Below are 20,912 nucleotides of genomic sequence, written 5' to 3'. Positions count from 1 at the left end.
CATATTAAAATTGTTATCTAGACTATTGTAGTCAAATAAATTAGATTATATAGATGATTACTCAAGAACTCATGGTTACAGTATTTTTGAGTGAACAGTAATAATTTCCGCTGAAAATAAACAAAAAACTAACAACAATCCAACTTTTATTTGTAACTATCTAGGGTGTTTTACTTGCTTATGAAACTCGAATTTGTTAAACAGCACAGTGAAGAAGACTGTGGTGCGGCTTGCTTGGCTGCAATTGCTAAATATTACGGTCAAACTTTTACCCTTAACCGTGTGCGGGAAGCCGTAGGAACAGGACAATTTGGTACTACTTTATTAGGTTTAAAACGAGGAGCAGAAATCCTCGGTTTTAAAGCCAGTCCAGTCAAAAGTTCCCCAGAAATATTAGATAAAATTAAAGAAGCACCCTTACCAGCAATTATTCATTGGCAAGGTAATCATTGGGTTGTTTTATATGGTAAAAAAGGTAAAAAATTTCTAATTGCAGATCCTGCAGTGGGAATGCGTTATCTTTCTAAAGAAGATATCAAAGAAGCTTGGACAGATTGGTTATTATTATTAGTAGAACCAGATCCCATCCGATTTTTTACTCAAAAGCAAGATAAAGAAGGTGGTTTTTGGCGTTTCTTCACACGAGTTTGGATTTATCGCGGCATTTTATTTCAAGCTTTACCTCTCAATTTAGTATTGGGTTTATTGTCCTTAGCTTCCCCTTTCTTATTGCAAATTCTTACTGATGATGTATTAGTTAGAGGTGACACAAAATTATTAACTACAGTAGTAATTTCTGTAGTAGTTATGAATATTATTTCTCATAGCCTCTCATTTGTCCAATCTAACTTAATTGCCCATTTTGCTCAAAGAATGCAATTAGGATTAGTTCTGGAATTTGGGCGGCAGATTTTGCGTTTACCATTAACTTATTATGAAACCCGTCGCAGTGGTGAAGTTGTTAGTCGTTTACAAGATATTGACCAAATTAACCAATTAATTGCTCAAGTTATTGTTGGTTTACCCAGTCAATTTTTTATTGCGATAATTTCCTTGGGTTTCATGTTTTTCTATAGCTGGAAACTTACCTCAGCGGCTTTAGTCATTGCTGTAGTTATGACCATATCTACTTTTATTTTCCAGCCTACATTACAACAAAAAACTAATGAGCTTTTTGTCACAGAAGCCGAAACCCAAGGGGTTTTAGTGGAAACCTTTAAAGGTGCATTAACTCTCAAAACAACCACATCAGGAAGACAATTTTGGGATGAATTACAAAATCGCTTTAATCGTCTAGCTAGGCTCACATTTCAGACCATGCAAATCGGTATTATTAATAATACCTTTTCTGGCTTTGTCTCTGGTATTGGTAGTGTAACCTTACTGTGGTTTGGTGGCTATTTAGTAATTAATCCGGCTGAAAATCTTAGTATTGGTCAATTACTAGCTTTCAATTCAATGACTGGTAACTTTATCTCTTTAATTAGTACAGTTATTAATTTTGTTGATGAATTTACCCGTGCTAAAACTGCAACCCGAAGGTTAACAGAAGTTATTGATGCTACTCCAGAAGAGGAAGATGATGGTAAAAAGCCTTTTGCTACAATTTCTGGAGATGCTGATATTATTTGTACGAATTTAACCTTTCATTATCCTGGTCGTATTGACTTATTAGATGATTTTTCTTTAACAATTCCTGGAGGTAAAAATACTGCTTTAATTGGTAAATCAGGATGTGGTAAAAGTACATTATCTAAATTAATTTCTGGTTTATATAAACTTCAATCTGGTAATATCCGAATTGGGCTTTATAATCTCCAAGACCTTTCTTTAGAATCTCTCCGTCAACAGGTTGTACTTGTTCCCCAAGATGCCCATTTTTGGAATCGTTCTATTATTGAAAATTTCCGATTAGGAGCGCCCTATGTGACATTTGAGCAGATTGTTAGAGCTTGTCAAATTTCTGGTGCTGATGAGTTTATAAGTAAGTTACCTGAAACATATCAAACTATTTTAGGAGAATTTGGTGCTAATATTTCCGGTGGACAAAGACAAAGATTAGCCATAGCTAGAGCCATTGTTACAGACCCACCAATTTTGATTTTAGATGAATCTACTGGGGGACTTGATCCAGTTAGTGAAGCCCAAGTTTTAGACCAATTATTTAAACATCGTCGAGGGAAAACAACAATTTTAATTACTCACAGACCTAAAGTAATTAATCGGGCTGACTGGATTGTTTTGATAGATCAAGGTAGGTTGAAATTAGAAGGTTCTTTAGAGGATTTACGCACTAAACCCGGAGATCATTTAGATTTTCTAATTCCTTAATTCCCCTTGTATTTATCCCCCTTGCAAAGGAGATTACCCCCCTCTTGCAAAGGGGGGAAACAGGAATCCAGTCCCCTCCCCTTGGTAAGGGGAGGGTTAGGGAGGGGTAAAAGCCGGATTTTGTGGTACTTCTGACCTGTGTGTACAGGTTGATTACCCCCCCTCTTGCAAAGGGGGAAACAGGAATCCAGTCCCCTCGAGGGTTAGGGAGGGGTAAAACCATCTGGTATTTCCGACAGAAATCCTATATATCATTATTTAGATAACTATGCTTTACACTAATAATCAAGGATTTAATTCTGTAATTGAAAATGATAATTCACTTCCTCCCATAAGTATTTGGACATCATTAACAGGTGTATTTCTAATTGGGACTGTTATTACTAGTATTTCTTTGTCTTCATGGGTGAAATATAATGTCACTGTAAAAGCGGCTGCTATTATTCGTCCCGTAGGTGAAACTCGTGTCGTCCAATCAAAGGTAGAAGGGACTATTAAAAGTATCGAAGTTAAAGAAAATCAAATTGTTAAACAAGGAGAAGTAATAGCCATTTTAGATACTGAACAATTGCTAATTAAAAAAAGTCAATTAGAAGAAAATATCAAACAAGGTAAATTACAGATATTACAAATTTATGCTCAAAACCGGAATTTAAATAATCAAATCATGGCTGAAAAAAGAGTGATACAAAGGGTTGTTACTTCTGCTAAAGAAGATTTATTAAGAAGTCAAAGGGAATATGAGGAGCGAAAAATTAATACTGAAAGTGAATTAATGACAGCCCAGGTAAATATCCAAAAAGAATTAGTAGATTTACAAAAAGCTGAAGCTGATTTAGAATTTGCCAAAGTAGATCGTGACCGCTATGAACAATTAGCACAAATTGGCGCAATTGGTAACAGAGAATTTGAACAAAAACAGCTAGTTGTTCAACAGACAAACTTAACACTACAAGCTGCAAAAAAAGCTGTTGATATTGCTAAAATAAAAGTGAAATCAAATAAAGCTGCAATTAATCCAACTACAGCAATGGTGAATATGGCACAAGAACGGATTGCTCAAGAAACTGCTAAAGGTGAAGCTAATATAGCTGCTTTAAATAAAGAAAGGGTTGGCTTAATTCAGCGATTAGTGGAAATACAAACCCAAATTAAACAATCACAAAAAGAACTTCAACAACTTGAAAATCAGCGAAAAAATAGCATTATTGTTGCTACAAGTAACGGCGTTATTTTTAAACTTAATTTAAGAAATTCTGGTCAAGTTGTCCGAACTGGTGAATCTATTGCTGAAGTTGTCCCTGATAGTCCTTCTTTAATAATTAAAGCCATGATTTCCACGGCGGAAATTAATAAAATTGCGGTGGGTCAAAAAGTTCAAATTCGTGTTGATGCTTGTCCCTATCCTGATTATGGAACTGCAAAGGGGATTGTGAAAACTATTGCTCCAGATGTAATTACACCTCAAAATAAAGATACAACTACTACAACTTCTTCTGAGATTAGCTACTTTGAAGCTACAATTCAACCCGAAAAGCTTTCATTTGGAAATAATGATCATCAGTGTTTACTTCAAGCAGGAATGAAGGCTACAGCGGAAATTATTTCTAGAGAAGAAACAGCATTAAAATTTATGCTGAGAAAAGCTAGATTAATTGCTGACTTATAATTAGCTGACATAAAAGTAGAGAGATTCGATCAAAACTCTCTACAAGTTTTATAAAAAACATAAAGCAAATTTCAAGTTTATGAGGTACTACAAATACCCCACCCTAACCCTCCCTTGACAAGGGGAGGGAACAATTTCCTCCCCAAGCATCCGGGGGACTAAGAAGGGGGGTACTAATTTAACTAAGTCATAACCATGATACCGTTTATGACATCTGAGCAAAGAATTCAGCAAGCATTACAGTGGTGGTTTTATAGAGAATTCTGGAAATTATTTCTAGAATCCGAAGAAATTCGTGATGATTTATTGCAAGAATCTTTTACAATTCGGCGCAATCTAGATTTATTATCTAGAGATAATCTGAGTTTACCAGAAACAGCAATTCAGGCATATATCCAAAAAATTGATAACTTTCATCATTCTTTAGTACAATTGAGCGATCGCTTATGTCCGATATCTATTCAAGATAGCTTACCTTTATCTATTGAGTGTTTATTAGAACGTTGGATTGATTCCCATCCTCATCTAAATTTTCAGATTAATATGCCAGTTTACTGGAGAATTGAAGAACCTGAACGTAGTTGGATAATTTTAAGGGTTTTAGAAGAATTACTCAGAATAACCTTACCAGAAACAGGAATTTTACTCCCCATTTATATTCATGTAACTCTCAAGGAAATAGGAAGTATAGCACTATTGGCTGTAAAAATTTCCTATCCTGATATGTCCACTTTGATTTTTTATTCCCATTTACCAGAATTAGAATATCTTTACGATATCTTTAAGTTATTAATATCAGGTAAATGCTCATTTTTTCATAAGCATCTTATGTCAAGATGGCACTTTTATTGGTAAGCATTTTCTATTACTTAATATCTCCTACACTATCAGGTATTATATCTAAAATTATTTTGATTAATCCTAAATTATTGTTCAATCAAAATATTTATTATCGTTATACATTAACTTCATAATCTCAGTACTTTATAATAAATTCAATTGGGTGAGGGTTGTCAACCCTCATAGGGCATAGGTTATAACTAATATAATCTGGTAAAAACTAATTAATAGTCCTATATAGCAATCAAAATTTATCCGGTGTATAACCATTGGGACAATTATTAGATATGCAACAAGTTTTATCGGGAAAATCAATTTTAAAATTCATGGTCATTGATGATCATGAATCAGTTTTAAATGGAACGGTTGAAATACTAAGAAAAAATTATCCTAGTGCTGAACTTAATATTGCTACAAATGCTAGTCATGCCTTGGAGGAAATTATTATCTGTCAACCTGACCTGGTAGTTATGGATCTTTCCATACCAAAAAAACTAGAAATGACAGCACGGGTTGATATAGGTATTGAACTTCTTAAAGTTTTGATGGAAAATTATTCACATCTGAATATTGTTGTTCAAAGCGTCCACGTGAAAACATTAGTTCGTATTCGTCCTTGTATTGATAATCATAAAGGAGGCTTTACTGTCGCTGATAAAAGTCTTTCTACTCCAGAAATGTTAACTAGAGTTGATTGGGCATTACAGGGATTAACTCACACAAAAGATATTAAAGGAATACACTCAGGGTTAGAGATAAAACCAGAATGGTTGAAAGTGCTAAATCTAGCCTTTGAAGAAGGATTACAAGATAAAGTAATTGCTAAAAATATGTGTATATCTGAACGTATGGTACGTCATTATTGGAGTAAGTTGCAAGACGCTCTAAATATTTACCCGGAAGAGGGTAAAAACATCCGTATTCAAACAGAAATTAAAGCCAGAGCGGAAGGATTAATTGATTAACTAACAAAAGTTAGTAAAATTAATCAGGTGTTTTCCATAATTAAGTTATTAATGCTGGAACATAAGCTTATGCAAACCCAAATGTTTAAAAAATTCCCAAAAGGACTTTATTTTGTTTATGGGGGAAAGTTAGCAGGAATTATCATTACTATTTTTAGTTTAGAACTGATTAGCTATTTTTTTTTAATTTGGGATTCCTCAGTCTCTCTAGTTTCAGCAATTTTTATTCTAGTTATAAATTGCATCATGCTCATAGCTTTATATCATTACAACAAAGCTGTAAAATCCATAATTCAAGTTCGTCAAAATCTAATTGAAATGAAAATACAAACTATTCATAATGGACCATTACAAAGTTTAGCTAAAGTTTTAAAAATAGTCAAAGGACAAGATATACCAGTTAATAAATTACTACCTTTAATAGAAAAAGAACTTGAAGAATTAAATCAAGAATTACGAGGAATGTATGAATTTTGGCAACAAGAAACTCTTACCCAAGATACCAGCCTTTATCTAGGAAATAATCTAGTTATAGATTTGCGAAACCCTTTACATGAAATTCTCTATCAAGTTTATAGCTACACCTTAGATCGAGATTTTCCCTGTTTTAAAAGCCTAAAAGTAAAAATTCACAATTTTGAACCTATCCATGACAGCAATTTAAGTATTGAAAATAAGCGAGGACTTTGCCGATTTTTAGAAGAAGCCTTGTGTAATGTTGGTAAACACGCCACAGAAATCACCTGCTTACAAGTTAGTTATTCTGTATCTCAAGGACGTTACACCCTCAGCATTATGGATAATGGTTTAGGAACTTATTCATTAAGAGAAGGTTGGGGAACAAAACAATTTAAAAAATTAGCACAACAAATTAAAGGTAAATTTAGAAGAGTTTCTCTTTATCCTCAAGGTACTCTTTGTGAGTTATCTTGGCCTTTACCAAATTCTTTTTGGTGGCAATAAAGAGGATGTTTTAAAATTTTTTAATCTATAAATAAACCCCTCTCCCAACGCGGGGAGAGGTTGGGAGAGGCTTTGAAACCCCCTCCTCTTAGGAGATATTATTAGCTTCATTTAATACTTTTCAAACAACCTCTAACTCGGAAAGGTTCAAAATTTCTAAATCCATACCCAGAAGATTTAATTAGCTCAAGTTTACTTCTATATTAGTCCCTATTTCTTCCTCAATTTCATAGCCATAAGTTAATCTTTCTTTGGCTCTATCAATCAAATCTAAACCTTGTTGTACAGTTTCCATTAAACTTAATTTACCCCGTAAATCAGCAGCACCAGCAAAACCTTTAGCATACCAAGTCATGTGTTTACGCGCTTGACGAACTCCCCTGTCTCCCTTGTATTCCCATAAAGCAAAAAGATGTTCTCGCGCACATTCTAAACGTTGAATGGGGTTAGGTGGTGGTAATAATTCTCCTGTTTTTAAGAAATGATCAACCTCACCAACTAAAAAGGGATAACCTAAAGTTCCACGAGAACACATTACCCCATCTGCGCCAGTTTGTTCTAAACATTTTACCGCAGCCTCCACAGAAAAAATATCCCCATTACCAATAACAGGAATTGACAGGATTTCTTTAACTTTAGCTATCCATTCCCACCGCGCGTTACCATTATAACCTTGAGCGCGAGTGCGTCCATGAACAGTAATCATTTTTGCTCCCGCGTCTTCCATGCGTTTAGCAAAATCTAAAATAGTAATTTCATGATCATTCCAACCAATACGAGTTTTCACAGTTACAGGAACATCTACCGCTTTCACAACTTCCCGCACAATTGCTTCCGCAATTTCCGGTTGACGTAATAAAGAAGAACCACCACCATTTTTAGTAATTTTATTAACTGGACATCCCATGTTAATATCAACAGTATCTGCACCTTCCGCAACCGCTTTTACTGCTGCTTCCGCTAGAAAATCGGGACGACAATCAAATAATTGAATACTGATAGGTCTTTCTTGAGGATCTACCTCCATAATTTTTGGTAATTGGTTAACATAGTGTAAACCCGTTGCATTGACCATTTCCGTATACATCATAGATTCTGGTGCATAACGACGTACTAAACGACGAAAGACCAAATCAGTCACCCCCGACAATGGAGACTGTAAAACACGGCTTTTAACCGCAAATGAGCCAATTTTGAGAGGTGTCGAAAGTCTAGCTTGAAGTTCAGGAGAAAGAGAAATCATGGTTAAAATTAAAAATAGAATCGTTAATTGGGGAATTGACAACTAAAGAGGGGTAGTTAATCAAAGCATAGATGATTAAACCAGTAAATCCTAATGGACGGAAAATAAAATGACTATAAAAAACAATCAAAATCAAGATCGTCTTCTTGTTTCTTATCTTCTGTGTGGAGCGGGTTTTTTTGGTATAGGAGGCTTACATCGCTTATATAATGGCAAAATCGGTACTGGTTTATTATGGCTATGTACTGGTGGTTTATTTTATATTGGACAAGTTGTTGATTTAGTGATCATACCGAATATGGTTGACGAATATGAGCAAAAATTGCGATTAAAAGCAGGTGTATCTCCTGCGGGTATACCCATGAATGAGCGGATATTTATATCACAAGTTCACCAACCAAATGGTAAACCCCTCACTGTCAAACTCATAGAAGCAGCAGAGGCTAATGGTGGTAGTTTAACAGTAACTCAAGGTGTTAAGGCCACAGGAGCTAGTTTTGTGGAAGTAGAAACCATACTCAAAGAAATGCTACAATCAAATCATGTGAGAATAGGCAACAACCCTATTTCTGGAGTTGTGACTTATTACTTTGATGAATTGTAATAATCAAAAATAGCATCTTTCATCAATTACCACCAGATGTCTAATGGAGAATGATTAGAAAAAAGGAATTTTGACACTCGATAAAAACCTGTTTTGGGTTTATCCTATATTCGGTTTTAGGATTGAACAAGTTAGAGTATATTGTCTAACTTTTCTCAAGATTGACAGTATAGCTCGTCTTTCACCCCGTTTTTCACTTTCTCTGAAAATCTGTTGATACCAAGGAGACTCTTGTAATATTACCATATCCCACCTCATAATTTGTTGAAGCGCTATCTAGTACAATAGTAGGGGTGTTGGGTTTCGTTCCGATTGCTCCGCAACGCTAACGCGAACAACCCAACCTACAATAAATGTTATGTTTTGCATAAAGGGAACGATAGAGACATATTTACTGATGAATTTATTTATTGCCTTATTTAAAGATAACGTCAAAAAGCTCCCAAATTTCCTAACTCAAAATTTCCATTATTAATTACCAATTATGCACCGTATAAATGCTACTGCTGGAGGCTGGAATCAGTCGGAGGGTTTATTTTTCCTAGAACAAACTATAGCACCCTTTGTATTGATTACAGCAGCAGATACTGATATTCAAACTCTAGGAACTGTAGTTTCTAAATTACCTGATGAATTTCCAGAAATTCGAGTCGCTAATTTATTACAACTACAACAACAAATCAGTATAGATACTTATAGCGAACAAGTATTAGAATCAGCGCAAGTAATTGTTCTGCGTCTTATTGGTGGAAGTTCTTATTGGAATTATGGTCTAGAAGTTATACAGGAAATTGGAGAACGTAATGGAACAACCCTAATTATAATGCCAGGAGATGACGGACTTGATCTTGATTTAATCTCCAAATCTACAATTGCTCCAGAAATTGTCCAGAAAATCTGGCAATATTTTCAAGAAGGTGGTACAGAAAATTTCCTCAATGCTTTAAAATTTATCGCTGATACGGCTTTATTAACAGAATTTAATCCTCCACCTCCACAACCTGTTCCCCGTGTGGGTTTGTATGGTAGGTTAGGAACTGAGAATAATACCCAATTACCAATTACCAATTACCCATTCCCAAAAGTTGGGATTTTGTTTTATCGCGCTCATTATTTATCAGGAAATACTAAAGTTATTGATGCTTTGTGTAATGCTTTGTTAGAGAAAAATTTACAACCTGTACCAGTTTTTGTCTCTTCATTGCGTGAACCGGGTGTAAGTGATAAATTATGTGAATGGTTTACAGATAAAAATGGGGTAAATATTAGTTTATTAATGAATACCACCAGTTTTTCCCTAGCGCAATTAGAAACAGAAATACCGCAAATTGAACTTTGGGAAAAATTAGATGTCCCGGTTTTGCAAGTAATTCTTTGTGCTAGTTCCATTGAACAATGGGAATCAGAATCACAAGGTTTAACACCCCGTGATATTGCTATAAATGTAGCATTACCAGAAGTAGACGGACGGATTATTAGTAGGGCTGTATCCTTCAAAACTTTACAAACTCGAAATCACAAATTAGAGACCGATATTGTAGTTTATGAACCCTTGAGCGATCGCATTGAATTTGTCACCCAACTGGCTGCAAATTGGGTACGATTGCGGGTAAAAATGCCCTCAGAACGGCAAGTAGCCTTAATTTTAGCAAATTACCCCAACACCAACGGAAGGCTCGCAAATGGCGTAGGATTGGACAGTCCTGCCAGTTGTGTGGAAATTCTCAAAGCTTTAAAATTAGCTGGTTATGAAGTAGGAAATATTCCTGAAACTGGAGACGAATTAATTCAAATTCTCACATCTAGCATCACCAATGATCCCGAAGGAAGAGACTGGAAACCAATAAATCAAAGTTTATCAGCAGCCGAATATCAAAAATATTTTGCTACTTTACCTGCAAATATACAACAGGAAATTATTGAACGGTGGGGAACATTAGAAACAATTCAAAATTTGGCAATTTCGGGAATTAAATTCGGGAAAATTTTTGTGGGTATTCAACCATCAAGAGGTTATGATATTGATCCGACTTTAAATTATCATGCACCAGATTTAGAACCAACACATAATTACTTAGCCTTTTATCATTGGCTGCGAGAATCTTTGGCTGCGGATGCCATAATTCATCTAGGAAAACATGGTAACTTAGAATGGCTACCGGGTAAAAGTGTCGCCTTATCTAATAATTGTTATCCAGAAATTGCCTTGGGACCAATGCCTCATTTATATCCATTTATTGTCAATGATCCTGGTGAAGGTTCACAGGCCAAAAGACGCGCCCAAGCAGTAATAATTGATCACTTAACACCGCCCATGACAAGGGCGCAATTATATGGAGGATTGCAACAAGTAGAAAACCTCATTGATGAATATTACGAAGCCGAAAGTTTAGATCCTTCCAGATTACCAATAATCAGCGATCGCATCAAGGAATTAGTCATCAAAGAAAACCTATATAAAGACTTAGGAATTACCAACCCCAAAGACATCACCAATTTTGAAACCTTAATCTTAAACTCCTTAGACGGTTACTTGTGCGAACTCAAAGAAGCCCAAATCCGCGACGGCCTACACATATTCGGCCAATGTCCCCAAGGCACCCAACTAAGAGATTTAATAGTAGCGATCGCCCGCATCCCCAACCGCTATTCTATAGGTATTACCCGCACCATAGCCAAACAATGGGGTTTAGACATAGACCCCCTCACCGACGACCTCTCAACCCCCCTATCTGCGCCTCTGCGCCTCTGTGAGAGACTTAAATCCTGTCATATCATTGGGGATGTCGTTGAACTCCTAGAAATAGAAGCCGCCCATTTAGTAGAAAAAATCATAGCCGGAAAAACCACAGAAAACTGGATTAGCGACAAACTCCTCCCCTCCCTGCAAAAAACCAGCGAAGAAATCACCAACCTATTACGGGGACTGGATGGAAAATATGTCAAAAGTGGTGCTTCCGGCGCACCGACGCGCGGCCGTCCCGAAGTTCTGCCCACAGGTAAAAACTTTTACGCTGTTGATATTCGTGCCATTCCCACGGAAACGGCCTGGGATATTGGGAGAAAAGCCGCTGAAACCCTGATTGAAACCTACACCCAAGCAAATGGAGAATATCCTAAAACTCTCGCTTTATCGGTGTGGGGTACGGCTACCATGCGGACTGGTGGTGATGATTTAGCCGAGGCTTTAGCTTTACTCGGTGTTAAACCTGTGTGGGATGGTGTAGCGCGGCGGGTGATAGATTTTGAAATATTACCTTTGGCGGTTGTGGGTCGTCCCCGTGTGGATGTTACCCTAAGAATTTCGGGTTTTTTCCGGGATGCTTTTCCTAATTTAATCACTTTATTTGATCAAGCTGTAAAAGCGGTTTCAGCTTTAAATGAACCCCCTGATCAAAATCCGCTCGCAGATATGGTTCGTCAAGAAACTGAACAATGGACTCAACAGGGTTTATCTTTAGATGTAGCACAAGAGCGATCGCAATATCGCGTTTTTGGTTCTCAACCAGGCGCTTATGGGGCGGGACTCCAAGGTTTAATGGCTTCCCAAAATTGGCAAAATGACGAGGATTTAGCCCAAGCTTACACAAATTGGAGCGCTTACGCCTATTCTTCTGGTCAGGAAACAGGGAATAAGAATGTGGAAGCTTTTGAACAACGTTTAAAGCAAATGCAAATCGTCCTCCACAATCAAGATAACCGCGAACATGATTTACTTGATTCTGATGATTATTATCAATTTCAAGGGGGTTTAACCGCCGCTGTGCGTTCTCTTCAGGGTAAAAATCCCCAAACCTATTTTGGCGATAATTCCAATACACTCCAGCCCAAAATTCGCCAACTCAGTTCAGAAATTGCCAGGGTATATCGTTCCCGCGTGGTTAATCCTAAATGGATAGCTGGAGTTATGCGTCATGGTTATAAGGGTGCATTTGAAATGGCCGCAACGGTAGATTTTCTTTTCGCTTACGATGCTACAGCCCAATGTGTGGAAGATTATATGTATCAAGGTGTAGTTGAAGCATATTTAGAAAATACTACAGTTTGTGAATTTATCCACAACAAAAACCCTTGGGCGTTACGTGATATTGCGGAAAGACTACTAGAGGCAAACCAGCGCGGTTTATGGCAGGATGTAAGTATACAAACCCTAGAAAACCTCCGCAATTTAGTCCATCAAGCAGAAGCCACCATCGAAGAAAAATAATTTACTCCTTCTAAGTAATTTATAAATTTTATTTTATGCCGTTAGTCCTGATGATGTTAAAAGCGGAAGTTTTTAATTTCCGCTTTCTCAATACACTTAGATTCCCGCACTACTTGATTCATTCTCCCAAATTGCAGATGTCTATCCCTGTCATACCAATTTCCTAGTTATCTAAATTGAGGCTGGTAATTATTAACTGTCCATTCTCTTAGTTTCTAAATAGGCATTAACGCCCTTTGGCACTTAGGACATACAGCATGAATAGTCATTTGACAATCTAATAAATGGTAACCTTCTTTTTGCGCTGTTTTTCCCCCAATTTTTAAAATAGAGTCATTTTTAAACTCGATAGTCGAGTTACAGCGCACACAAATTAGGTGATGATGGTGATGGGGATAAGGTTGATTGATTTCATAATGTTTATGTCCTTCTCCCAATTCTAACTCCCGCAAAATCCCCATTCTCGCCATTAACTTTAAAGTCCGGTAGATAGTTGATAAACTAATACCTTCACCGTCAGTCTCTAAGCGATGATAGAGATCCTCTGCACTTAAATGTTCACCTTGGGGGAGTTCTTGGAAAATATGTAGAATTGTTTCCCGCTGTGGAGTTAAACGCCAGCCACGGTCATTTAATTCTGCCTTAAGTGAACCAGTTGTGTAGACAGTCATACTAAATTTTCTCAACAAAGCTCATTAATTGAGAATATAACAAATCTTTGTCCCAATTTGCAACAATCATTGCTTATTGAGAATATTTACTAGTTGATAGGGGACTCTTAACTGGGAACAGGGAACAGGGGACAGGGGACAGGGAACAGGGGACTCTTAACTGGGAACAGGGGACTCTTAACTGGGAACAGAAATTAACTACCAATTACCAATTACCAATTACCAATTACCCATTACCCATTACCCATTACCCATTACCCATTACCAATTACCAATTACCAATTACCAATTACCTTCTAACTTAAAGACTCTAGATAGTCGCGGACAAGGTTACGGCGCTTGGGGTGGCGAAGTTTTTGCAAGGCCTTTGATTCAATTTGTCTCACTCTTTCCCGTGATAGGTCAAGGGCCCGGCCAATTTCTGATAAAGAGTAAGAATGACCATCGGACAAACCGAAGCGCATAGAAACAACATCACGCTCCCGGTCGGTTAAATCGTCCAAAAGACTATACAAATCTTTATGTAAAGATTCCCGCATTAAGGTTTCTTCAGGCGTAATGTTATCAGTTTCTAGCAATTCCCCCAATTCAGTATCTTTGTCTTTTCCTACCTTGGTTTCTAAAGATACAGAACGAGGAACTCTTAACAATACTTCCCGGACTTGGGCAGGTGTCATATCTAACTCAATTGCCAGGTCTTCTAAAGTAGGTGTGCGACCTTTTTCTTGGGCAATTTTCCGTTGCGCCTTTTTAATTTTGTTCAGTTTTTCGGTAATATGGACAGGAAGGCGAATGGTACGACTAGAAGTAGCGATCGCTCTGGTAATTCCTTGACGAATCCACCAATAAGCATAGGTACTAAAACGATAACCTTTAGTGGGGTCAAATTTCTCAACGGCTCGTTCTAAACCTAAAGTCCCTTCTTGAACTAAGTCTAACAATTCCAAACCACGATTTTGATATTTTTTCGCCACAGATACCACCAAACGCAAATTCGCTTTAATCATCTGGGCTTTAGCTTGTAGTCCTTGACTTTGAATTTGCTCTAGTTCTTCTACGGTTAACTGAGCGATTTCTGCCCAGCGTCTCTTACCATTTGCTAAAGTTGGTTTAAGATCGGATAATTTTATCCCCGCAGTGGCCGCCCACCGTTCTAAAGAAGGGCGGTGTCCTAACTCCGAAGCCAAACGCTCCTGGACCTCAATTAATCGCAAATAAGGGATAATGATCGCATCTCCCTCCTGGGCTGCTAAACTAAGCACTACTCGCAACCGTAAGTTTCGCTGTACTTTTTGAGCTTCGGAAACTTCTTCATCTTTTCCTAATAACCGGACTCGACCAATTTCTTGCAGATAGAGACGAACTAAGTCTGTACTGCTGCGGTTAACTTGAACGGGTAAATCAGATTCAACTACAGGGATATCTAAATCCGGTAAATCATCTAGGGATAACTCACTTTCATCACTACTGATTTCAAGATCCAGAGGCACGCTTAGATTTTCGCTACCGTAGGCGGTATTTTTATAAACGGATGTTGCTGGCATAATGTCTCAAGTTGCTCCAGGTAACAATAAATTAAGGGCAGTTAAAATTACGATCAAATCAACGGTTGCTATTCCGTAATTTCTCATCAAATAAAACAGTTTAGTCTTCGATGTACAATTAGTGGCAAAACTTTTTACTAGTGTAAGTAGGCATAAAGGAAGAAAACTTAATTTATCAGCTTTTGCACCTTTTTTTAACTTGATAGTTATTTTTGCCGCACTCCACTGCCTGAAAAGAATATATTTTAACGATTTTTTCGATTCTAATAGCATCAGGAACTAATAGCTATTCTAATCTTGAGTCGAACTTTCAATTAGAAGTTATCTACTAGTCAAAATCACCATTTTTAGAGATATTTACAGTTGTTTTTCTAACTGATCATAGTGTCAAAAACATACTTCTGATCATGATGTCTATAAACTACATGGTCATATTTACATCATTTAAAAAGTAATTTCCTGACAATTTGGCAAATTCTTTCAGGGACTGAAAGCGGTAATCATTTAATTTTCATTGCAGGCCTTACTCTGTAAGCATTTTACCCTTACTTACCACATTTGTTCTGTGGGAAAATCATCAAATTCTGGCTTAATATCTCGTAACATAAGTTGATCTAATGCTTGTTGAGGTGTAACTTCTCCTTCCAGTAGTTGATAAACTTGTTCGCTAATAGGAATAGCAATACTTCGTTGTTGTGCAATTTCCATTAATACCCGACAAGTGTTTACACCTTCTGCTATTCCAGGAAGACCCGCTAAAATTTCTTTGAGCGTTTTTCCATGCGCTAACTGATAACCAAGTTGATAATTCCGACTTAAAGGGCTGTTACAGGTAGCTAGTAAGTCTCCTAGACCGGATAAACCATAAAATGTTTCCGTTTTCGCGCCTAAATTCTTACCAATTCGCACTATTTCGGTTAAGCCACGGGTGACTAAAGCCGCTTTAGCATTTGTTCCTAAGTTTAGCCCATCACATACACCAGCAGCGATCGCTATCACATTTTTTAGCGTTCCTCCTAATTCTACTCCCACAGGGTCAGGATTAGTATAAACACGAAAACGACTGGAAGAAAATACCAATTGTACACTTTGGGCGGCATTGATATTTTTACTAGCTACTACGGTTGCTGCTGGTAATTCCCGGACAATTTCCTGGGATAAATTCGGACCTGATAAGACAACAACGGGATGATTAGGAAAAATTTCTTGCCAAATTTGCGAAGGTGTGTATGTTGTTTTGGGTTCTAATCCTTTAGTTGCGGTGACAAAAATTGTCTCTGGAGACACAGTAGAAGATTGTACCATAGAAGCTACATCTCTTACCCCTTGCATAGAAATAGCTGATAAGACTATGTGGGCATTTTCCAGTACACTGACTAAGGATTGTGATCCCTGACGTGACCATAAATGCACCTGATTACCATTAATTGCTGCTAATTTGGCCAGGGCTGTACCCCAAGCACCAGCACCAAGAATCACGACAGATTTTACACTTTGACTCACTTCGATTCACTCATGGAGAATAGGAAATAGGTGTTAAGAATCGACCACCAGGGGTTACCTTGGATAACGTTTCATTAATTCTCTGACTTGCTCTGCATGATAGGAGCTTCTTGTCAATGGTGAAGAAACAACTTGTAAAAATCCTAATTCTTCTCCAAAAGTTTGCCAGGCTGCAAACTGTGTTGGTGTAATAAAATCAGATACCTGCAAGTGTTTTTGAGTAGGTTGGAGATATTGCCCAATTGTCAAAATATCACAATCTACCCTTCTGAGGTCTTCCATAACTTGACGCACTTCTGCATCCGTTTCACCTAAGCCGACCATAATACCAGATTTTGTGTAAGTTTTAGGAGAAATTTGCCGGGAGCGTTGTAATAATTCCATAGTCCGCTCATAATTACCTTGGGGACGCACACGACGATATAAACGGGAAATAGTTTCTGTATTGTGGTTCAGTACCTCTGGTTTAGCTTGGAGAATTATCTCTAAAGCTTGCCAATTACCGCATAAATCAGGAATTAATACTTCTATGGTAGTATGAGGCGAAATATCATGAATAGCGTGAATACATTTAACAAATTGAGATGCACCACCATCAGGTAAATCATCTCGATTAACGGAAGTAATCACGACGTGATTAAGCTGCATTCGTCTGACTGCTTCCGCTAGTCTTATAGGTTCGGTGGGATCTAATGCTTGGGGTTTTTTTTCAAAGTCAATATCACAGTAAGGACAAGCTCTGGTGCAAGCCGGACCCATAATCAAAAATGTAGCAGTACCAGCATTGAAGCATTCACCAATGTTAGGACAAGAAGCTTCTTCGCAAACGGTATTCAGGGCTAAATCCCGCAAAATCTCCTTAACGTTACCAACACGCTCCCATTGAGGTGCTTTTACCCGCAACCAGTCCGGTTTTACAGTCACAGTCTACTTCTACCATTTTAGTTATACAAGTCTTATCCTAGCAAGCAAAGACATCTCCGGCGGCAGAAAAATTTGTTATTTTTTGCTAATTGTGGTATGATAGGTTTAAATTACCATTTCTATGGCGGGATGTGGCGCAGCTTGGTAGCGCACTTCGTTCGGGACGAAGGGGCCGCTGGTTCGAATCCAGTCATCCCGATTTACTGGGGAAGAAGTATATGTTGTTGTTATCACAGGATGATTCGCTTTCTTTGGTAGAATCTGAGAGGAAAAGAGCGATTCCTAGGTCGCGCTTCGCTAACGCATCTTTGGATGAAGGTAAAGCTGTGATTCCTGTATGGTTAGATGTTATTTATCAAGATTTGGCGGTTAAGCTAGAAAAACAATCGGTGAACTAATTAACCATCGGTATTTTAATTGTTAAGGAGAAAACAGATGAAACTTGACTGCAACTTTGAAATTAACAACAAGATAATTCTTTCAGAAACTTATCTTGAGCAAAAACAAGATGATTGTTCTATTGTAGCGACTGTATTTCCTGGTGAAATTATCTATGATTTCACTTCAGATTGTTCCCTAGAAAGTATGATAGACTCTTCAGATTTATTGTTAGATAAGACATCAGGTTTTACTCATGAGACAATTCACAATCACATCATCAAAGGAAATACTCAAGAACGCAAAGTGAAGTTAGCCTCTGCTAAATTAGCATCAAAAAATACTCCTAAAGCTCATGATATAGTTTTAGTACAAATTTATTTAACTAATATTCCATATCCTTTTTGTGTAAATAATATTCCATATCCTTTTGACTCTTTGAGTCTTACTCGTGAACAAGAAGGAAAAGAACCGGAAAGTAGCAATTAACTAGGCTCATCTTCAGACGGATAAATTTCTACCTCACAGTTAGTAGCTAAAAATTTAGCAATTGATTTAGTTTTCTTTCCTAAAATTACAGCATGAGCATCATTACCATCAACAGGATCATGTTTTACTTCTAGACCTTTTTCTATAACTAATTCCGCAGGTATAGAAACCACAGCATTTTTACCTATTTTTTTGGCTCTATCATAACTTTCTTGTATAGTTGTCAAACACAATATATCAACAGACATTTCATCATCTTTAAAAGCTGCTGAAGTTGGCCTTTTTTCATCCCAATCAAATTGACCAGGATGAAGCCATCTCAACAGCTTATCAGAAGAGTTAACTTGATGAAGTTTAGCCATTTATCAGTAAGTAATCAAAATTAAATAGCCAATCTAGTATAGGATACAACTCATCTAAATTGAACTCTCCTTCAACTTCTGAATTACCTTCAGTCTTCAAAAATTCAAAAGGATGCTCCGCTGAAATAGGAACATAAAGTTCTAATTGCTTATTTGGAAAGCGTTTACCTGACCATTCAAATAAAATCATACCATCCGAGCAAGGAGCAACAAATGGCTCTATCTTGTCAAAATCAATATTTCTATCAATAGAATAGCTGCGAAGGTGGGAGTAAAGAGTCAGGGATAAATCAATTTGCTGTTTAGAAAACTGAGGAGCATTATAACCATCCCATTTATCTTCTAAATCTGATAAATGAATAATTCTTTGATAAGCATTTCTATTTTTTTGCCAATCGAATTCTTCTTGTTTCCGCGAATCAATAAATAATGAGGCATTATTTATTGCATAACCGCCACTAAAAGATAAATATTTTACTAATGCAGCTTTTGCAGCAGGTGAAATCTGAGGAATGCCAGCCTTTTTAAAGGTAACAGAATAGATAATAGGAATCTGTCTGCCAATGCTGCGGATGGAAGCAGTATCAGGCTGCTGTGTGTGTTGTATATAGATGTTGCCCCAAGAGTTTCTGTTCATGATTGTTCCTCGAAGTCAACTAAAAAATCTTCTTCAATGAAAGAAATAAAATTATTTAAATCAGACTGATATGATTGTATAACTTTTTTGAGATGAGCGGTTTTTTCTTGAAGATTAATACCTATTAATTGTCGGTGAAAATTAGCCGCAAAAGTCATAATTGGTGTTTGCTCATTATTAGGTATATTTTGCATCAAAGCTTCTTGAATAGCAATAGTGAAATTACTGTCTTCAAATTGATAAACAAACTGAACAACTGTATGAGGAGATTTTCCTAGAAAATTTTTCCATTTACCAGCGGCTATCAATTTAGTTAAAACAATATCTTGTTCTTTATTTTTTTGTTCAACCAAAATATGAGCATTAACATTAATTCCTATTGCTTGATAATTAAGATTAGGAACTACATCCACAAATTTACTACTAATTTCTGGTATTTTATAAATTTTTTCAGTATCAATAAACTCCCCAAATGAAATTTTATCTGGTTGAGCTACAATATTCACTCCATTTTTATAAACAACTTGAGACACCGGAGGAGTACAGATTGGCGGCATTGCTAACTCCCAGTCATCAGGTACAATATGGTTGTACTTCAAAAAGTCAGGATTTAAAATAGATGGGTTAGCGTTTTCTGCCACCAACACCATTGAAAAGTCTCGAACCTCCACATTTTTACTGAGCATTAGATAACCCAACCTCACTATAAGCCAAGAACGCTAAAGCAGAGCTATACTATCCCTTCCTATCAAGCAGTTGTACCAATACTACTCAAGCAAAGGAAAAAATCTCGGCTACTGCCTCAATGCTATATCTATATCATCCTAAGAATGCACCATTTTACGGAAAAATTGCAACGAATTTTAAATATATATTAAACAAGGGCTTGATGCTCTGGCAATTCTCCATAAGTCTGAAATGGCTGTAATAATAGACTTACAAGCCTAATATCGCTAGTTTTTAATCTTAATCTAGCATATCAAAATTCCCATATCTACAGGAGAGGGCAAGGGATATCTATGATGAGCTACGCTAACGCTCTTAATATATCTTAAATTCTCTTCTGATGTTCTACCATTTCCCCAAACGGCATAAAACACCTTTGACACCAACCATCAACCCACAAAGCCGGAACTTTAAACCTAGCCCCACAATTAGGACACTCAGCAAAATGAATACTTTATATTCAGGACTTACGCAAAATATCTCTCAAACCCTCTTTTCTTCGTTCTCTTCGTTCCTATCCCTGACGGGACGCTCCGCGAACGTGGTTCATTATTCCGTGACTTGTGCGTAAGTCCTAATATTAAATCTTTATTTTCTACAACCTTTATAATTGGAAGTTTCAAATATTTAGCTGATGTTAAAATAATAATCCCTTTTTTAAAGCCCGAATAGCCGACTCGGTGAGAATCATATCCAGCAACCCAATATAACCCCTAAGACCCCTACATTAAATCACATAAGTTGCTAGTTAGGGAAAATGTCTGGTTCAGGATGTCCAGGATCAAAGGATTTACAGGATTAAAAGGGAAAATTACTCACCAATGACCCATTACCCATTACCAGCCTCAACCAGATA

General features: G+C 37.0%; 17 protein-coding genes, 1 tRNA gene and 1 pseudogene. 10 read left to right on the top strand and 9 right to left on the bottom strand.

Annotated elements, in window-relative coordinates; all coding sequences use genetic code 11:
- Window positions 1-180 precede the first annotated feature (180 nt).
- The 5 genes from H6G25_RS06450 (at window position 181) to H6G25_RS06430 (ending at window position 6,768) form a co-directional block, all read left to right on the top strand.
- Window positions 181-2,331, top strand: coding sequence for a peptidase domain-containing ABC transporter (locus tag H6G25_RS06450; RefSeq protein ID WP_190391767.1), 2,151 nt, complete (start codon window positions 181-183; stop codon window positions 2,329-2,331).
- A gap of 268 nt (window positions 2,332-2,599) precedes the next feature.
- A complete protein-coding gene (locus H6G25_RS06445; protein WP_190391766.1) occupies window positions 2,600-4,000 on the top strand; it encodes an HlyD family efflux transporter periplasmic adaptor subunit in 1,401 nt (466 codons plus the stop codon).
- A 207-nt stretch (window positions 4,001-4,207) separates the two neighbouring features.
- Window positions 4,208-4,855, top strand: coding sequence for a hypothetical protein (locus H6G25_RS06440; RefSeq protein WP_190391765.1), 648 nt, complete (start codon window positions 4,208-4,210; stop codon window positions 4,853-4,855).
- Window positions 4,856-5,127: 272 nt separating this feature from the next.
- A complete protein-coding gene (locus H6G25_RS06435; protein ID WP_190391764.1) occupies window positions 5,128-5,805 on the top strand; it encodes a response regulator transcription factor in 678 nt (225 codons plus the stop codon).
- A 69-nt stretch (window positions 5,806-5,874) separates the two neighbouring features.
- Window positions 5,875-6,768 (top strand): sensor histidine kinase, encoded by an 894-nt coding sequence (locus H6G25_RS06430; protein ID WP_190391763.1) that lies wholly within the window; start codon window positions 5,875-5,877, stop codon window positions 6,766-6,768.
- 181 nt (window positions 6,769-6,949) lie between these two features.
- Here the strand turns inward: H6G25_RS06430 and dusB are convergent, their stop codons facing one another.
- Window positions 6,950-8,011, bottom strand: coding sequence for a tRNA dihydrouridine synthase DusB (dusB, locus tag H6G25_RS06425; RefSeq protein ID WP_190391762.1), 1,062 nt, complete (start codon window positions 8,009-8,011; stop codon window positions 6,950-6,952).
- Window positions 8,012-8,120: 109 nt separating this feature from the next.
- On the opposite strand from dusB, the gene H6G25_RS06420 reads away from it, so the two are divergent.
- Window positions 8,121-8,615: a TM2 domain-containing protein gene (locus tag H6G25_RS06420; protein ID WP_190391761.1), complete on the top strand. Its 495-nt coding sequence runs from the start codon at window positions 8,121-8,123 to the stop codon at window positions 8,613-8,615.
- A 174-nt stretch (window positions 8,616-8,789) separates the two neighbouring features.
- On the opposite strand, the pseudogene H6G25_RS21095 reads toward H6G25_RS06420, so the two are convergent.
- Window positions 8,790-8,885, bottom strand: a pseudogene (locus H6G25_RS21095) (transposase); the annotation flags it as partial.
- 214 nt (window positions 8,886-9,099) lie between these two features.
- On the opposite strand from H6G25_RS21095, the gene cobN reads away from it, so the two are divergent.
- On the top strand, window positions 9,100-12,822 hold the full coding sequence (gene cobN, locus H6G25_RS06415; protein WP_190391760.1) for a cobaltochelatase subunit CobN: 3,723 nt from the start codon (window positions 9,100-9,102) through the stop codon (window positions 12,820-12,822).
- Window positions 12,823-13,037: 215 nt separating this feature from the next.
- Here the strand turns inward: cobN and H6G25_RS06410 are convergent, their stop codons facing one another.
- The 4 genes from H6G25_RS06410 to lipA form a co-directional block, all read right to left on the bottom strand.
- A complete protein-coding gene (locus tag H6G25_RS06410) occupies window positions 13,038-13,493 on the bottom strand; it encodes a transcriptional repressor (protein WP_028084223.1) in 456 nt (151 codons plus the stop codon).
- Window positions 13,494-13,789: 296 nt separating this feature from the next.
- Complete coding sequence (gene sigC, locus H6G25_RS06405) at window positions 13,790-15,037, bottom strand: RNA polymerase sigma factor SigC (RefSeq protein ID WP_190391759.1); 1,248 nt, start codon at window positions 15,035-15,037, stop codon at window positions 13,790-13,792.
- A 549-nt stretch (window positions 15,038-15,586) separates the two neighbouring features.
- Window positions 15,587-16,540, bottom strand: a complete 954-nt coding sequence (locus H6G25_RS06400) for an NAD(P)H-dependent glycerol-3-phosphate dehydrogenase (RefSeq protein ID WP_190391758.1) — start codon at window positions 16,538-16,540, stop codon at window positions 15,587-15,589.
- A gap of 54 nt (window positions 16,541-16,594) precedes the next feature.
- On the bottom strand, window positions 16,595-17,464 hold the full coding sequence (gene lipA, locus H6G25_RS06395; RefSeq protein WP_190391757.1) for a lipoyl synthase: 870 nt from the start codon (window positions 17,462-17,464) through the stop codon (window positions 16,595-16,597).
- Between the two features lie 125 nt (window positions 17,465-17,589).
- Between lipA and H6G25_RS06390 the strand changes: the two genes are divergently transcribed.
- The 3 genes from H6G25_RS06390 to H6G25_RS06380 all read left to right on the top strand — a co-directional run bounded on the left by H6G25_RS06390 (window position 17,590) and on the right by H6G25_RS06380 (window position 18,331).
- Window positions 17,590-17,663, top strand: a tRNA-Pro gene (locus H6G25_RS06390).
- Between the two features lie 19 nt (window positions 17,664-17,682).
- On the top strand, window positions 17,683-17,862 hold the full coding sequence (locus H6G25_RS06385) for a hypothetical protein (RefSeq protein ID WP_190391756.1): 180 nt from the start codon (window positions 17,683-17,685) through the stop codon (window positions 17,860-17,862).
- Window positions 17,863-17,899: 37 nt separating this feature from the next.
- On the top strand, window positions 17,900-18,331 hold the full coding sequence (locus H6G25_RS06380) for a hypothetical protein (protein ID WP_190391755.1): 432 nt from the start codon (window positions 17,900-17,902) through the stop codon (window positions 18,329-18,331).
- On the opposite strand, the gene H6G25_RS06375 is transcribed toward H6G25_RS06380, so the two are convergent.
- Genes H6G25_RS06375 through H6G25_RS06365 form a run of 3 tightly spaced genes read right to left on the bottom strand, consistent with a single transcriptional unit; the run spans window position 18,328 to window position 20,016 of the window.
- Window positions 18,328-18,693, bottom strand: a complete 366-nt coding sequence (locus H6G25_RS06375; RefSeq protein WP_190391754.1) for a hypothetical protein — start codon at window positions 18,691-18,693, stop codon at window positions 18,328-18,330. The two genes, H6G25_RS06380 and H6G25_RS06375, sit on opposite strands and share 4 nt — an antisense overlap.
- A complete protein-coding gene (locus tag H6G25_RS06370; RefSeq protein WP_190391753.1) occupies window positions 18,686-19,330 on the bottom strand; it encodes a hypothetical protein in 645 nt (214 codons plus the stop codon). The genes H6G25_RS06375 and H6G25_RS06370 overlap by 8 nt, the downstream gene beginning before the upstream one ends.
- On the bottom strand, window positions 19,327-20,016 hold the full coding sequence (locus tag H6G25_RS06365) for a hypothetical protein (protein ID WP_190391752.1): 690 nt from the start codon (window positions 20,014-20,016) through the stop codon (window positions 19,327-19,329). Before H6G25_RS06365 ends, H6G25_RS06370 begins: the two co-directional genes overlap by 4 nt.
- Between the last annotated feature and the right edge of the window lie 896 nt (window positions 20,017-20,912).

The organism is Dolichospermum sp. FACHB-1091, assembly GCF_014697585.1.
Taxonomy (GTDB): Bacteria; Cyanobacteriota; Cyanobacteriia; order Cyanobacteriales; family Nostocaceae; genus Dolichospermum.
Note: the sequence above shows the minus strand (reverse complement) of the source record. Positions and strands in the feature narration are given on the sequence as shown.